Annotated in this window: 6 protein-coding genes; 5 read left to right on the top strand and 1 reads right to left on the bottom strand. The window is 63.9% G+C overall.

What is annotated here, in order from left to right:
• Positions 1-38 precede the first annotated feature (38 nt).
• From DKM19_RS37435 to DKM19_RS50125, 5 genes are all read left to right on the top strand, one after another.
• Positions 39-5,210, top strand: coding sequence for a DEAD/DEAH box helicase (locus tag DKM19_RS37435; RefSeq protein ID WP_110702463.1), 5,172 nt, complete (start codon positions 39-41; stop codon positions 5,208-5,210).
• Positions 5,207-8,029, top strand: coding sequence for a helicase-related protein (locus tag DKM19_RS37430; protein ID WP_110702461.1), 2,823 nt, complete (start codon positions 5,207-5,209; stop codon positions 8,027-8,029). Before DKM19_RS37435 ends, DKM19_RS37430 begins: the two co-directional genes overlap by 4 nt.
• Positions 8,026-12,099: a DNA methyltransferase gene (locus DKM19_RS37425; RefSeq protein ID WP_110702459.1), complete on the top strand. Its 4,074-nt coding sequence runs from the start codon at positions 8,026-8,028 to the stop codon at positions 12,097-12,099. The genes DKM19_RS37430 and DKM19_RS37425 overlap by 4 nt, the downstream gene beginning before the upstream one ends.
• A gap of 550 nt (positions 12,100-12,649) precedes the next feature.
• On the top strand, positions 12,650-13,723 hold the full coding sequence (locus tag DKM19_RS37420; protein WP_162642058.1) for a DUF3644 domain-containing protein: 1,074 nt from the start codon (positions 12,650-12,652) through the stop codon (positions 13,721-13,723).
• A 597-nt stretch (positions 13,724-14,320) separates the two neighbouring features.
• Positions 14,321-14,491 (top strand): hypothetical protein, encoded by a 171-nt coding sequence (locus tag DKM19_RS50125; RefSeq protein ID WP_162642056.1) that lies wholly within the window; start codon positions 14,321-14,323, stop codon positions 14,489-14,491.
• Between the two features lie 235 nt (positions 14,492-14,726).
• Here DKM19_RS50125 and DKM19_RS37415 read toward each other — a convergent pair whose 3' ends face one another.
• The gene (locus DKM19_RS37415; RefSeq protein ID WP_204358407.1) at positions 14,727-16,358 is read right to left on the bottom strand and encodes a restriction endonuclease; all 1,632 of its coding nucleotides are present in this window, start codon (positions 16,356-16,358) and stop codon (positions 14,727-14,729) included.
• Between the last annotated feature and the right edge of the window lie 46 nt (positions 16,359-16,404).

Genomic DNA, 16,404 nt, shown 5'->3' with positions numbered 1-16,404 from the left:
TTTGGTCTCCGCCGGAGAAAAGGGGCGTCTGTCCGGGAATGGATGTCTTTCAGGTACATGAGCGGCTTATCGCCGACTATGACCGTTTTACCACGTCGCTCGTCCACGTCCGTGACGAGCGCATCGCCCAGCACCTGAAAGACGAGCAGGAGGCCCGGGTCCGGTGGCCGCACCCGTGGGTCTCACTGAACCCCAGCTTCGCCGGTGGCGGCACGATCTCCGACCTGGTGGCGGCGGATCTGCTACATCCGCTCTGCGAAAGCCTCTTCTGCATCAAGTCGGAAGGGAACGGTCCAGAAGGCCGGCCGATCTCGCTCCACCGTCACCAGCGCGAGGCGGTTGAGGCTGCTCGTGACGGCGGCAGCTATGTCCTGACCACCGGAACGGGTTCCGGCAAGAGTCTCGCCTACATGGTGCCGATCGTCGACTCCGTTCTCCGTGACCCTGACCCCGGCCGCATCAAGGCGATCGTCGTCTATCCGATGAACGCGCTGGCCAATAGTCAGCGTCACGAGTTGGAGCGTTACCTGGAGTGGGGACTCCCCAAGCATTCTCGCCCGGTCACTTTCGAGCGGTACACCGGGCAGGAGAAGGCGGATGACCGCCAACGCATTCTGACCAATAAACCTGACATTCTGCTCACTAACTACGTGATGCTGGAATATCTCCTCACCCGGCCGGAGGAGCGTAAGAAGCTGATCGGGGCGGCACAGGGACTGCGCTTTCTTGTGCTGGACGAGTTGCACACCTACCGGGGCCGTCAGGGCGCCGACGTGGCCATGCTGGTCCGGCGGCTGCGGGACGCCTGCAACGCGCCGGACCTCCAGTGCGTGGGTACCTCGGCCACCATGGCCACCACCGCGACCTTCACCGCGGCGCAGGAGGCGGTCAGCAAGGTCGCCACCCGTCTCTTCGGCACCGATGTCGGTCCCGACCGGGTGATCGGCGAGACGCTGGTCCGGGCCACGGTCGACCGGAAATCCGTCCCCGACGAGCTCACCGACAGCATGGCACGGGCGGGCAGTGGCCGTTCTTACGTGGAATTGGCCGATGACCCGCTGGCGAGCTGGATCGAGTCCACCTTCGGTCTCGCCGCTGAATCGGGCACCGGACGGCTGATCCGCCGCCACCCGACCAGGGTCGCCATCGCCGCCGAGACACTCGCCGGGGAGACCGGCCGCGACGAGACCGAGTGCGTGGAGGCGATCGAACGGCTCCTTCAGGAGGGAGCGCGGGCACGGCACCCGGAGACCACCCGGCCGCTGTTCGCGTTCCGGCTGCACCAGTTCCTGTCCAAGGGCGACACCTCCTACATCAGCCTGGAGCCCGAGGAGATCCGCCACATCACCAGCCAGTACCAGGTCAGCGTGCCTGGACAGCGGGAGAAGGTCCTGCTCCCGCTCGCCTTCTGCCGTGAGTGCGGCCAGGACTACGTCGTCGTCGCCAAGAGGAAGGGCGGAGGCTACAGCGCCCGCCAGGAGGCGAGCGTCGTCGGCGGCGACGCGGTCAACGGCTACCTCTACATCAGCGCCGAGCATCCCTGGCCGGTCGACCCGGTGGAGAACGGCCGCCTGCCGGACTCCTGGCTGGAGCCGGCCGCCGACGGCCGTACGCAGGTGCGCCCGTCGCTGAGGGATCATCTGCCTCGCGAGGTGTGGCTCGGCCCCGGCGGGGCGGAGCTTCCGCCCGGCGAGGGCATTCAGGCCTGGTACGTGCCCTCGCCCTTCCGGTTCTGCCTGCGCTGCCGAGTCGCCTACGAGCAGAGCCGGGGCCGGGACTTCGCCAAGCTGGCCACCTTCGCGACCGAGGGCCGAAGCTCGGCGGTGTCGATCATCAGTACGAGCATCGTGCGCAGCCTGCGCGAACAGCGCCGGAAGAACCAGCTCGACGAAAAGGCCCGCAAGCTGCTCACCTTCGTCGACAACAGGCAGGACGCCAGCCTGCAGGCCGGCCATCTGAACGACTTCGTGCAGGTGACCCAGCTCCGGGGCGCCCTCTACCGGGCGGCCAAGGCGGCGGGTGAGGAGGGCCTGAGCCATGACGAGGTCGCTCAGCGGGTGGCCCGGGTCATGGACCTGCCGCTGGAGGCCTATGCGCAGAACCCGGAGGTGAAGTTCGGGCAGAAGGAGGCCGCGCGCAAGGCGCTCCGCGGCGTCCTCTCCTACCTGATCTATCTCGACCTGGAGCGTGGCTGGCGGATCACCATGCCCAACCTGGAGCAGACCGGCCTGCTCCGCTTCGACTACGTCGGACTTGACGAGATCGCCGCCGACACCGAGCACTGGGAGAGAACGCATCCCGCCCTGCGCACCGCCGAGCCCGCCCTGCGGGCCGGACTGTCCCGCATCGTGCTCGACGAGATGCGCCGGGCGCTGGCCGTGGACGTCGAAGACCTCACACCCGAGGGATACGAGCGGGTCTACAAGCAGAGCGAGCAGCACCTCGCCGGAGTGTGGACGCTCACCGAGGGCGGCAGCCGCGACACCGCCCGTACCGTGTTCGCCCAGCCGGGGCGTCCTGGCGAGAGCCGTGACCGGGTCAACTTCACCGGCCGCTCGGCGCTCGGCACCTACCTGCGCCGGACCGGAGCCTTCCCCAACCACCCGGGCAGGCTGACCGTCGATGAGGCCCAGCAGGTCATCGTCGACCTGCTCTGGGCGCTGCGGAAGTACGGCCTGCTCACCCAGATCGAGGAGGGGCGCGACGGGGTGAACGGGTATCGCCTCAAATCCTCCGAGCTGATCTGGCAGGCCGGTGACGGCAGAACCGGCGCTTCCGACCCGCTCCGCAAGACCGTGGACCCAGAGGTCGGCGCCCGCGTCAACCCGTTCTTCAAGGACCTGTACGCCGAGGCCTCCGCCGACCTGGTGGGTATCCACGCGGCGGAACACACCGCGCAGGTGCGCTCGGAGGACCGTCAGGAGCGTGAGGAGCGGTTCCGGGAGGAGAAGCTTCCGCTGCTCTACTGCTCGCCGACGATGGAGCTCGGTGTCGACATCGCCAACCTCGCCGCGGTGGGGATGCGCAACGTCCCCCCGACACCCGCCAACTACGCCCAGCGCTCCGGCCGCGCCGGTCGGAGCGGCCAGCCGGCCCTGATCACCACCTACTGCTCGACCGGTAGCTCACACGACCAGTACTACTTCCGGCGCAGCCAGCTCATGGTCGCGGGGAGCGTGCAGCCGCCCCGGCTCGACCTCGGCAACGAGGACCTGATCCGTTCCCACGTCCACGCCGTCTGGCTGGCGGAGACGGGCGTGCACCTGCAGAGCCAGATGACCGACGTGCTCGACATCTCGCACCTGGACACGCTGCCCATCCACGATCACATCCAGGTCCAGCTCGATGACGTCAACGCACGCCGCCGGGCCGTACCGCGCGCCAAGAGGATTCTCGCCACCATCGTGGAGCGCGGAGAGCTGGAAAAGAGCATCTGGTGGTCCGAAAGCTGGGTCGAGGACACCGTGCGCGGTGCGGCGGAGAGGTTCGACGCCGACTGCAACCGGTGGCGTGGTCTGTACCGGGCGGCCATCGTCGAACAGGCCGAGCAGAACCGCCGGGTCCTGGACCACGCCGCCACGCCCAAATCCCGGCAGCGGGCGCAGGGACGCCGCATGCAGGCGGAGAACCAGATCCGGCTGCTCAAGAACGAGGACACCGAGCAACATTTCAGCGACTTCTACACCTACCGCTACTTCGCCTCCGAGGGCTTCCTCCCGGGCTACTCCTTCCCCCGCCTCCCACTGGCCGCCTACATCCCGGGAAGCAAGCGACGGGGCAGCTACGTGCAGCGCCCCCGGTTCATCGCAATCGGGGAGTTCGGTCCCGGCGCGCTGATCTACCACGAGGGCCAGCGCTACCAGGTGGACAGCATCCAGGTGCCCGCTGGCGAATCCGGGGACGTGGCCACCAGCGAGGTCCGGATCTGTGCGGCGTGTGGTTACTGGCACGCCCGCGACGTGGGCCTCGACCGCTGCGAGGAGTGCGACAGCGAGCTGGGCGGCCACCGCGCCGGGATGATGCACCTGCAGACCGTGCACACCGTCCGCCGACAACGGATCTCCTCCGACGAGGAGGAGCGGCGTCGCGCCGGGTTCGAGCTGGAGACCACCTACCGGTTCAGCAGCCACGGCAGCCGTTACGGGCGGCTGCGGGCGGACGTGCGGGGCACGAACGGTCCGCTGGCCGAACTGGTGTACGGCGACGCCGCCACGGTCCGCGTCACCAACCTGGGACACCGGGGACGACGCAACACCAACGACGTCGGCTACTGGCTGGATCCGGTCCGGGGCCGCTGGCTCGCCGAGTCCAAGGCCGCCCAGCGGAACCCGGAGGACGAGGGACTGAGGTCGGTCGAGGACGCACAGCGGGTGATGAAGGTCATCCCGTTCGTCGAGGACCACAAGAACATCTGCGTCATCCGCCTCACCGACCCTGTCTCGGAAACGGTGGCCACCACCCTCCGCTACGCCCTGGAGCGTGGCATCGAGGCGCACTTCCAGCTGGAGGACGCCGAACTGGCCAGCGAGGAACTGCCCGACCCTCTGCAGCGCGGCCGGATGTTGCTCATCGAGAGTGCCGAGGGCGGGGCGGGTGTGCTGCGCCGCCTGCACGACGAGCCCGACGCGCTACGCCAGGTCGCCGTCAAGGCACTGGAGATCATCCACATCGACCCGGAGACGGGAGAGGACCACGGCCACGCTCCCGAGGCCAGGGAGCGGTGCGAGCGGGGGTGTTACGACTGCCTGCTCTCCTACGGCAACCAGCGGTGGCACGAGCGGATCGACCGGCTCGCGGTCGTGGACGTCCTGCGGGAGCTGGCGTCCGCCGACACCACGCCGACCGGCGAGCACCGGACCGCTGAGGAGCACACGGAAAGCCTCCGCGACTCATCCGACAGTGAGCTGGAGCTCCGGTTCGTCGAGTTCCTCCGGGCGGGTGACTATCGCCTGCCCGACGGAGCGCAGGTGCTCATCTCCGACGCCTGGACGAAGCCCGACTTCGTCTACCGGCTCAAGGCCGGAAACGTGGCGATTTTTGTTGATGGGCCGCACCACGACGCCGCACCGGTGGGCGAGCGCGACGCGCAGGCGGAAGACCGGCTGATGGACCTGGGCTGGCTGGTCATCAGATTCCGATACGACGAGAAGTGGGACGAGATCGTGCGGAGCAACCCGAGTGTCTTCGGCACCGGACGGAACGGCCGATGAACTACAGCGCTGGCGCACTGGTGACCGCCCGAGGCCGTGAATGGGTGGTGCAGCCCGGCGGCGACCGGGACTTCCTGCTCGCCCGGCCGCTCAACGGCGACACCGACTTCGAGGCATGCCTCTTCCGTGACGAAGTCGCCACCGCGACCTTCCCGCCGCCCCGGCCGGAAGAGGTCGGCGACAGCGTCGCCGCCGGACTGCTCCGTACGGCGCTGCGCATCGGATTCACCTCCGGCGCCGGCCCGTTCCGCTCCCTGGCCTCCATCGCCGTCAGTCCGCGCCAGTACCAGCTCGTCCCGCTGCTGCTCGCACTGCGGATGGAGACCGTACGGCTGCTGATCGGCGACGACGTCGGCATCGGCAAGACCATCGAGGCCGCTCTGATCGCCAAGGAGCTGCTGGAGCGCGGCGAGGCCTCCGGGCTGACCGTTCTCTGCTCCCCGGCGCTGGCCGAGCAGTGGCGCGACGAGCTGCGCGACAAGTTCGCCATCGAAGCGACGCTGGTGCTCGCCTCCACCGCCAACCGGCTGGAGCGTGAGCTCCGCCAGGACGAGACGATCTTCGACAAGCACCGGTACACCGTGGTCTCCACCGACTTCATCAAGGCCGACCGCCGTTACCAGCAGTTCGTCCGCACCTGCCCGGACCTGGTCATCGTCGATGAGGCCCACACCTGCGTGTCGGCCGGATCGACCGGCAAGCAGAGCCAGCTCCGCTACCGGCTGCTGGAGCAGATCGCCGACAACCCCAAGCGGCACCTCATCCTGGTCACCGCCACCCCGCACAGCGGCAAGGAGGACGCCTTCCGCGACCTCATCGCCCTGCTCGACCCTGAGCTGCGCAACGTCGACCTGGAGCAGGTGCAAGGCCGCGAGCACCTGGCCAGGCACTTCGTGCAGCGCCGCCGCCGCGACATCCGCAAGTTCCTCCACGAGGACTCCCCGTACCATCAGGAGACGCCCTTCCCGCAGGACCGGCACGTCCGCGACGTCTCCTACGCGCTGACCGGTGAGTACGGCAGGCTCGCCCGCAAGGTCCTCGACTACGCCCGCGAGACGGTCCGCAAGCCGGGCAGCGGGCTGCAGCAGCGGGTGTCCTGGTGGTCGGCACTCGCGATGCTGCGCTCCGTCGCCTCCTCGCCGAGGGCCGCCGCCGCGACGCTCAGCACCCGGTCGGCCACCGTCGCCGCCGAGACCGACCGGGAGGCCGATGAGCTGGGGCGCTCCAGCGTGCTCGACCTCACCGACGACGAAGCCCTGGAGGGCATCGACGCGGCGGCCGGCGGCCGTACCGACGACGACGAGAAGTCAGCGGACGCCCGGCGGCTCAAGCGGCTGGCGTCGGCCTTCGCCGCGATCGAGGGCCCGAAGGAGGATGCCAAGCTCGCGGCGCTCATCGACGAGGTCAAGTCGCTGCTGGCCGATGGCTACGACCCGATCGTCTTCTGCCGGTTCATCCCCACCGCCGAATACGTCGCCGAGCACCTGCGCAAGGCGCTCGGTAAGAAGGCAACCGTCCGCCACGTCACCGGACAACTCCCGCCGGAGGTGCGGCTGGCCGCCATCGACGAACTCGGCACCGAACCCGGCCGCCACGTCCTGGTCGCCACCGACTGCCTGTCCGAGGGCGTCAACCTGCAGGAGCACTTCCAGGCGGTCATCCACTACGACCTGGCCTGGAACCCGACCCGGCACGAGCAGCGGGAGGGCCGGGTCGACCGGTTCGGCCAGCGCAAGCAGATCGTCCGCGCCGTCACCATGTACGGCCTGGACAACGGCATCGACGGCGTCGTGCTCAACGTGCTGATCCGCAAGCACCGCGCCATTGCCAAGCAGACCGGCGTCGCCGTACCCGTCCCCAGTGGCGGAGACGATGTGATCAAGGCACTGATCGAGGGCCTGCTGATCCGCGGCGACGACAACCAGGACCAACTCGACCTGGACTTCGGCGTCACCAAGACCCGCGACCAGATCCACCGGGCCTGGGAGAGCGCCGCCGACCGCGAGTCGAAGGCACTCACCAAATACGCCCACTCCGGCGTCAAGCTCGACGAAGTCGAACGGGAGGTCGCCGAGATCCGCGCCGCGCTGGGCAGCGCGGACGACGTGGCCAAGTTCACCCGCGAGGCACTGTCCGGCTTCGGCGCGATCATCGACGCCCGAATCGAGGGTTTCGCCGCCGACACCCGGCAACTGCCGATCTCCGTACGGCACGCCCTCGGCCTCAGCTTCAACGGCAAGGCCCAGGACCTGAACTTCCACCCCGACATCCCGGCCCCACCGGGCAGTCACCCACTGGTACGGACCGACTCCCTGGTCCGCGACCTCGCCAGGACCACCCTGGACTCCGCACTCGACGCCGAAGGCCCGGCCCGCCGCTTCGGCGTCGTCCGCACCGACGCGGTTCGCATCCGCACCACGGTGCTCCTGGTCCGCTACCGCTTCCACGTGACCCTGCCCGGTCGCGCCGGGACCCGTACTCTCATCGCCGAGGACGCCCAGGTGCTCAGTTACCGGGCCGGTGCGGAGGGGCGTGAGTGGCTCAGCGACGCCGAGGTGTCGGACGTGCTGGCCTCCCGCCCGGAGAACACCCTGCGCCAGCTCGTCGAACGCACCGCCCAGCGCGCCGCCGACGAGGTCCCCGATCTCAAGGCAGACCTGGAAGCCCGCGGCGAGGCTCTGGCCGCCAAGCTCGCCGAATCCCACCAGCGCGTCCGCGGCGCCATCGGCGCGGTAGTGAGAGGACTCAAGGTGACCGCCAACCCCGATGCCGACGTGCTCGGCATCTACGTCTACCTTCCGGCCGGCGGTGCCCGATGAAAACCTTCGCCTACCTGGCCGTCAAGGTCGAGGGCAGCCTGATCCCGCAGGACGTGCTCTCCCGGATCGGCGCCGCCGACCGTGAGCTCCCCGGTATCCGCCCCGAGGACTACCACCTGGCCGCCTCTGAACGGCTGGGAGACGCGGCAAGTCGCCGGTGGGACTATCTGCTCGGCGCCTACCGTGCGTTCCGCGACCGGGTGGACAAACTGCCGGACGGCGACGCTGCCACCACCCCCACCAGGGAACGCTGGCTGCAGGTGCTCCTCGGCGAGCTGGGCTTTGGGCACGTGCCGTACATCCGGGGCGGCCTGAAGACGGGGGAGAAGGAGTTTCCCATCTCCCACCTGTGGCACAGCGTGCCGATGCACCTGCTCGGCTGGAACACCGAGCTGGACAGGGGCACCCCCGGCAGGGCGGAGACCAAGCGGGCCCCGCAGTCGATGCTGCAGGAGTTTCTCAACCTCTCCGACGACCACCTGTGGGGCGTACTGTCCAACGGACGGCAGCTGCGCATCCTGCGTGACTCCACCGCCCTGGTCGGCGCGGCCTACGTCGAGTTCGATTTGGAAGCCATCTTCGACGGCGAGCTATACTCGGATTTCGTGCTGCTCTACACGCTGCTGCACGCCTCCCGCTTCGAGTTGATCTCCGGCGACGACTCCACGCCCACCTGCGCCGACTGCTGGCTGGAGAAATGGCGCGCCTTCGCCGCCGAGACCGGTCTGCGGGCCCGCGAGCAGCTCCGTATCGGCGTGCAGCAGGCCCTCGAAACGCTCGGCACCGGTTTCCTCGTCGCCAACCCCAAGCTCCGCGACCAGCTTGGCTCCGGCGCCCTCACGAAGGGGGACTTCCACCACGAGCTGCTCAGGCTGGCCTACCAGCTCATCTTCCTCTTCGTCGCCGAGGACCGAAACGCCCTGCTCACCCCGGACGCGTCGCAGGCCGCGAAAGACCGCTACGTCACCTACTTCTCCACCCGGCGGCTGCGCAGCCTCGCCGTCCGACGTGCCGGAGACCGCCACACCGACCTGTGGAAGACCACCGCCCGGGTCATCAAGGCACTCGGCGACGACAACGGCCTGTCCACGCTCGGCCTGCCCGGCCTCGGCGGCCTTTTCTTCCGTACAGACGACAGCCTGACGGAGCTGACCGACCAGGCCGTGCCCGATCAGTTTCTCGTCTGCGACCTGCCCAACCAGGCTCTCCTCACCGCGGTCCGGCACATGTCCACCGTGCGCGGCAGGGACGGCCGGCCCCGCGACGTCGACTTCCAGCACCTGGGAGCCGACGAGCTGGGCAGCGTCTACGAGTCACTACTGGAGCTGGTCCCGCACCCCGAGCTCGCGGTGCCGTCATTCGAGCTGAAGACCGTCGCGGGCAACGACCGCAAGACCACCGGGTCGTACTACACGCCGTCGTCGCTGATCGAGTCGCTGCTCGACACGACACTCGACCCCGTCATCGACGAGTACGCCGCGTCCGGGGTCGCCGACGACCTGTTGAAGATCACCATCTGCGACCCGGCCTGCGGCTCCGGCCACTTCCTCGTCGCCGCAGCCCGCCGCATCGCCAAGCGGTACGCCGCTATGGTCACTGGCGAGGCCGAGCCGGTGCCCAAGGCCGTCGGCGAGGCCATGCGCAAGGTCGTCGGCAGGTGCATCTACGGCGTGGACATCAACCCGCTCGCCACCGAACTGGCCAAGGTGTCCCTCTGGATCGAGTCATTGGAGCCGGGCAAGCCGCTAGCCTTCCTCGACGCCCACATCAAGGTTGGCAACTCCCTGCTGGGCACCACGCCCAAACTGCTGGACGACGATATCCCGGACGCGGCCTTCAAGGCGATCGAAGGCGATGACAAGAAGATCGTGGCATCGTGGAAGCAGGAGAACGCCCACCAACGGAGCAACCAGGGCACGCTCTTCGCGGAGAAGGGCCCGCGCGTCGGTAACAAGGACCTGGGCGGAAAGCTTCGGGCACTGGCGGCCATCCCGGTGTCGAGCGTGGCCGATGTCCGGGAACAGGAGCGGCGATTCCGTGAGTTCGAGCGGTCCGAGGAACTGGCCCGCGCCCGTCTGGTCGCCAACGCCTGGTGTGCGGCGTTCGTCTGGCGCAAGCACATCAACGCTCCGAACCCCATCACCACCGACACCTTGCGGCAGTTGGCGGCAGGAGGCAGCCTTTCCTCGGCCATGGCCGAGGAGTTCGACCGGGTCATGGAGCGCTACCGCTTCTTCCACTGGCACGTGGAGTTTCCCGAGATCTTCGATGTCACAGTCGAGGGTGGCACTGACATCAACCCGGCGACAGGTTGGCGGGGCGGGTTCACCTGTGTGCTCGGCAACCCTCCGTGGGAGCGGGTCAAGCTGCAGGAGAAGGAGTTCTTCGCCACCCGGCACGAAGACATCGCGAACGCCAGGAACGCCGCCGCACGGAAGAAGGCCATCGCCGCACTGGCCACCAGCGATGAAGAAGTGGACCGGAGACTGTTCGCCGAGTTCGCGGACGAACTCCGCAGCGCCGACGGCTGGGCACACCTGTTCCGGGAGTCAGGCCGGTATCCGCTGACCGGGCGGGGTGACATCAACACCTACGCCGTCTTCGCCGAGACAGGGCGGACGATCCTTGGGCCGAAGGGACGTGTCGGCATGGTGCTGCCCACCGGCATCGCCACCGACGCCACCACCCAGTTCTTCTTCAAGGACATGGTGACGACGAAGACACTGGCCTCGCTTTACGACTTTGAGAACGAAGAGAAGATATTTTCTAACGTTCATAATCAATTTCGATTCTGCTTGTGGAGTGGAACGGGCCGTCAATCTCCTCAGAGTGAAATCAATCTGGCTTTCAGGCTTCGACAAACCTCTCAGTTGGAGGAACGGAGATTCACACTTACGCCTGAGGACATCGCGAGGCTAAATCCGAACACTGGAACATGCCCGGTATTCGACTACAGGAAGAATTCGGAGATTACGCTCCGCATCTACCAGAGACTCCCGGTGCTCTGGCGAGAGAGTCCCGAGGTCAATCCTTGGGATCTATCGTTCCTTCGTATGTTGGACATGGCAAATAATTCCGATATTTTCCGCCCAAACGCAGAAGGGAAAGAGACGCTAGAAGAAATGATGGCAGAGGGGTGGCAGCTTAGTGGAAACTTCCTTTTCAAAGACGGTGAGCGCCTGCTTCCGCTTGTTGAAGCGAAGATGGTTCATCATTTCGACGACCGGTTTGGTACTTACAGAGATGCAACCGAGGCGCAGTTAAATAAGGGTACGTTGCCAAGAACTACTGAGGTGCAGAAGGATGACCCAGCCTATGTGGTGCAGCCTCGTTATTGGGTGGCTGAGGGCGAGGTCGAAGAGAGACTCTGTCCGAAGAGCGCGGTCGAAGGTGAGCGTCGTTTCCGAAAGTGGGAAAAGGGATGGTTGCTCGGCTGGCGCGACATCTGCCGCAGCTCCGACACTCGCACTTTAATCAGTAGCGTTCTTCCTAGATTCGGGGTCGGCCACAAATTCCTGCTGGCTTTAGTACCTTCGAAAGGTGCACTCCTTCAAGCAAACTTCTCGTCATTCGTGCTCGACTTCTGTGCTCGCCAAAAGATGGCAGGCACATCTATGTCATACATGACTTTAAAACAGCTTCCCGTTGTGCCGCTGATGGCTTATGAAGAGAACTGTCATTGGGAGCCAAGCGGGCGGCTGGACTCATGGGTAAGCGTACGAGTGATGGAGCTTTCTTACACCTCCTATGAAATGGAGGCGTTTGCTCGCGACCACAATGAGGAAGGCGCTCCATACAGGTGGGATGACGAGCGGCGGTTCTGGCTGCGGGCCGAGTTGGATGCGGCCTACTTCCATCTTTACGGGGTTTCCCGTGAAGATGTGGACTACATCATGGATACCTTCCGAGCCTTTCGAAACAAGTCTCCTCACCAGTTTCAGCGCACCAAGGACGCGATCCTGGATATCTACGACGCCATGCAAGACGCCATCGATGGGCGTAAGTCGTACCAGACCCCGCTTGATCCGTCTCCTGGTCAGGGCCCCCGTCACCCTGGGCGACGCGCATGACACTTAAGGTGTCGCCGGACAGATGGTGGCCAGGAGCAGACCGTGGTCGTTCTCGGCGGGCGGGGCAGGCCGATCTCCTCCACTGAGCGGCGGACGACGCACCTATCCCTGCCCGCCCTGGACAGGAGGAGATCGGGAGCGGCACAAGATGGTTTTCTCGTTCACTACTCGTGCCGTCCGGCGGTATCGACACGTCCCGACGTTATCGAGGCTGCTCTCACCCTCACCCTCACCCGCGGCTCCGAGGTCAGGCTGTCTTCAACTTCGAACGACCCACTACGGCAGGTCGTTGACGGAGCTTTTCCACCCTCGGCGATCAAACAACGCCTTATGGCACACGCCGCAGCCTTGGCGGCCCCGTGCATCAGATCAACTTGCCATCGATTAACCTAACCATCCCTTACATAATGTTATGTAACGTGTACCTTAAGTGTTTAATATTGACACACTTCCCGTCTGGCTTAAATAGCTTTTATATCCTAGGCCATGCCGAGAAGCGGCGCAGAGAGAAGTAAGTCAGACAATGGCTCCCCCTAAGAAGTTTTACCGCATGATGCAAGCCGCTCAGGCTGAGGCCCGCCTGGCAGTACGCCTATATAATGACGCGGCTGAAGAGCGAGCCTTCGAGGGTTTTGTTGTCCATATGCAGCTTGCCTGGCTTTATCTACTCCATGCAGAGTTCACTCGTGATGGGGTGGATTATAGATACAGGCGTCGCGATAATTCTAGACTGATCGAATATATTGATGGAGAGCCCAAATGTTGGGAACTATCAAAGTGTGTTAGTTATAAGTGGGATGCCGGCGAGCCCGTTCGCCAAAATATTGAATTTTTCATTCAGATAAGAAATCGCATCGAACATCGCTACCAGAGTGAGCAAAGGCAAATTTCCCTAGCGGTCTCGGGTCATGCTCAAGCTCTTCTGCTGAATTTCGAAGAAGAACTTGTTGATCAATTTGGCGAAAATTCCTCCCTTGCAACGACTCTTAGATTCCCCGTATTTATTGGTTCTTTTACTGATTCCGGAAAAAGGGCACTTAATAAACTAAGGTCTAGGCTTCCTGCTCCTCTCCGTAAGTTTATTTCTGAGTACCACGCCGATCTCGATAGCGATATAAGGGATAGCAGTCACTTTGAGTTCCGCATTCGGCTCGTAAGCGAGCTGACGAGGGCGACGGACGATGAAGTTCTCCCCATGCAATTCACTCGATATGACGAAATGAGCGAGGAGCAGAGGGTTGCCATTAAGGATATGGGCGTTGTTATAGTGCGAGAGCAGAGGAGATCTGTATCGAACGATGATCTATACAAGCCTCGTGTAGCTGCGGAGAAAATTTCCGAGAGCCTGATATTCGTGTTTAATCAGAATCACTTTACTAAAGCTTGGAAAGCGTTAGGTGTCCGACCCGAAACGGGCAATCCTCATCCTGAGCGCACTAAAGAGCAGTATTGTCGATATGATTCAATGCATAAAGACTATGGATATACGGATGCCTTCATTAAGGCGGTCATCAAGAGGTGCTCTTCGGCTGACGGATTTCTGGAGCTTATTGGCGTCATGCCCAGGGGTGCTACAATAAATGATCCTGTCGGCGATTTCCTTGTAAATCGATCCGATGGCTGACGTAAGGTCGAGATGAAGAATTTGGGTGAGTCGATAAATATTGATGATCGCAGGGAAATTATTTTTATATTGTAGTGCATCGCCATGAATGTGCGGTTATCGGGCGTTGCGGGAAAACGATAACCCCCCCTGGTCTCGTTGTGATCGGGGTTCCGGCGTGGACTCTGTGGTCAAATCGCTTTGTGGGTCTTGCGGAGGTTTGTGAAGCTGCTGAGTGGACATTGGTGAGCTGGGTGGTTATCGCGTCGGTCCAGTCGGCGATCCGGGCGGGATTCATGGCGCAGGCGATCAGGACTGCTGCAGACGGGTCTTGGCCAGCCAGGCCTATGTAGCGGCATAGGCGCAGGGTGTGGGCGCGTACGGCCTCTGAGACGCCTTTGGCGCAGTGCATCCACAGCGGGCAGAGTTGGCAATCGGTGGTGGCGAAGCCGCGGTGGAGCTGAATGCCCAAGCGGGCGACTGTTGGAGCTTGCTTGGCTAGCACCGGTGGTCAGCGGCTTATGCGGAAGCGACCGTGACCGAGTTCAGCCAACGCCTCCCTCGAACTGCCTAGCTCAATCAGGTGAACGCGCCTAGGCATACCTCGGGATAGGCGAGTTGGAGCAGGCCCTCGCCTCCGCACGGGCCGCGATCCCGATGGCGAAGGCGCTGACCTTCGCCCGCTCGGTCGAGGGTCTCCGGCAGTTCGCCGGTCAGCTTGAGCCGTACGGCGACAGGGTGATGGTCCGCGAGCTCCACAGTCACCTGAACCACGAACGCGCCGCCTGATCCCCCACAAGCCGAAGATCAACGGCCGATCGCGGGCAAACCCCTACGTCGATCACAGCAAGCCACGAAGCACCGCACTTGGTCTGACCAGTATTGGCAAGCCCTCGGCGGGCTTGCAGTACGTACGCGGAACTGACGGCGCCAGGCCGGGTCTCCTTCACTTGGTACGGCGTCGGCTTGCGGGATTCGTCTCGCTTGTTAGGCCGTGATCATTTAGATGCTGGGTGGGCGCTTGTTAATGGCGGCTTGGTGGTGGCTTAGGCAGGCTGATGAGAACATCGAGCCCGAGATGCTCTTTGCAGAGATACTTCACCTCTTCGCACTCGATGAGCTGAATCCGGCCATGGCGGGTAGCGAAGTCACGGCTGTCCTTGCCGACCCATGAGGTGGTGATCAAAATTCCCTTGGTCGCATGCTTGTCTTCCATCACGCCGGCGAGAGCGCGTACGGATTCGATGCCGACGGCCTTGCTATAGCGCTTGGCTTGGATGATGCACAAGCCACCGAAAACAGGATCTTCGTTGACAGCAACCGCGTCGACGCCGTCGTCCTTGGAGGCCTGAGTGACCCATGACTTCATGCCCATGGCTTCAAACAGATGCCTGACCAGGTGCTCAAACTCGGTTGGCGTCATTTTGAGTAGGTCGGACCGGCTGTCCATGCTGGCGACAACGTCCATGCCCTCGACGAACTTGTACTGAGACAGCAGCGCCTCAAAGTCAACGACAGGACGGACGGCTTCGAGATCGTAAGGATGCGGGGAGACCAGCGCGTTGAGGTGTTTGAGGCAAGCGACGGGGTCGAGGTCGGTGAGCACGAGGGTAGAAAACCGCTCCCTTGTCGCGCTCACGCTGATCAGACAGGGGCGAATCGGTTGCCCGGTCGCCCTGTCTTTGGTGGAGACATGGCCGTTGAACGTCGCTACTTCGATGATCGTTTCCGGATCGGCAGTGAAGACTTCATGAAGCATGCGTAGTGCGAGCTGTGCGACAACTCGGGCGTACCGGTCCTTGATCTCCTTGATGGAACGCTCGACCGAATCGATCTCGTCGCGTGTCTGAACGTAGCGGTAGTGACGCTTGGATGGTATGACTGTCTGCGCGGGAAGTTCATACTCGACGACCAGTTCTTTAGCTTCAGGTCGGTAGATGGCTCGAGTCTGGTGTGGGAATCCATCAGGATAAGGAGAAGCGTCGAGCACGAGAGTGAAAAACTGAGCAACCGCATCAGAATCACCAGAATAAATGTCGCGTTCGAACTCTTCGACCTCGGTGTTGTAGCGCTGCACTTCAGCAGCGGTCTCGGAAACTTTCTGGTCATAAGCGTTACGTCGCATGTCCAGTCGTCTAAGTCGATCAACTTCCGTGGCGGCGTATTGCGTACGACGGTGTTCATATTTCTGTCGAGCTGCTGCTTCCTCCTGCTCGTATCGTGCGGCGCCTCCGAGTAGGCGACCAAATGCTCCCGGCGGCCTTGGCGCAAATTGGTCCCAACGTGGCGCTGGAGTCGGTTTATCGAGATCACCTGGGTCAAATGGGTGCACTTCGACAGTGCGCTTGAGCGATGCGAACGATAAGCCCGGCCGCCGTCCGGTTCCGACGGTCAGGAGTGATTCTAGTTCTGTGATTACCGACTGGAGATCGGAGGTCATTTCGGCAGCCTCGGCCTTACGTTCTTCGACGTAGAGTTTTTTGCGCTCGCGTTCGTTCGCGGCAGTCTTCTGCGCTGCGGTGCGCAGAGCGTGCTTTCGCTCCCGATCGGCACTGGCCGCTGCCCGGCTTGCAGCCCGATCAGCTTGTTGTTCCAGGCGCTGGCGACGCGCACGTTCACGTTGAAGGTCAGCCCATACTCCTTGGCGCTTGGCCACGTGGTTCCTCCGGTGCTGAGGTTCGCTGGCCGTTCCGGAATTGAAC

This window comes from Streptosporangium sp. 'caverna' (assembly GCF_003203775.1).
Classification (GTDB): domain Bacteria; phylum Actinomycetota; class Actinomycetes; order Streptosporangiales; family Streptosporangiaceae; genus Streptosporangium; species Streptosporangium subroseum.
This window is presented reverse-complemented; position numbering and strand designations above follow the sequence as displayed.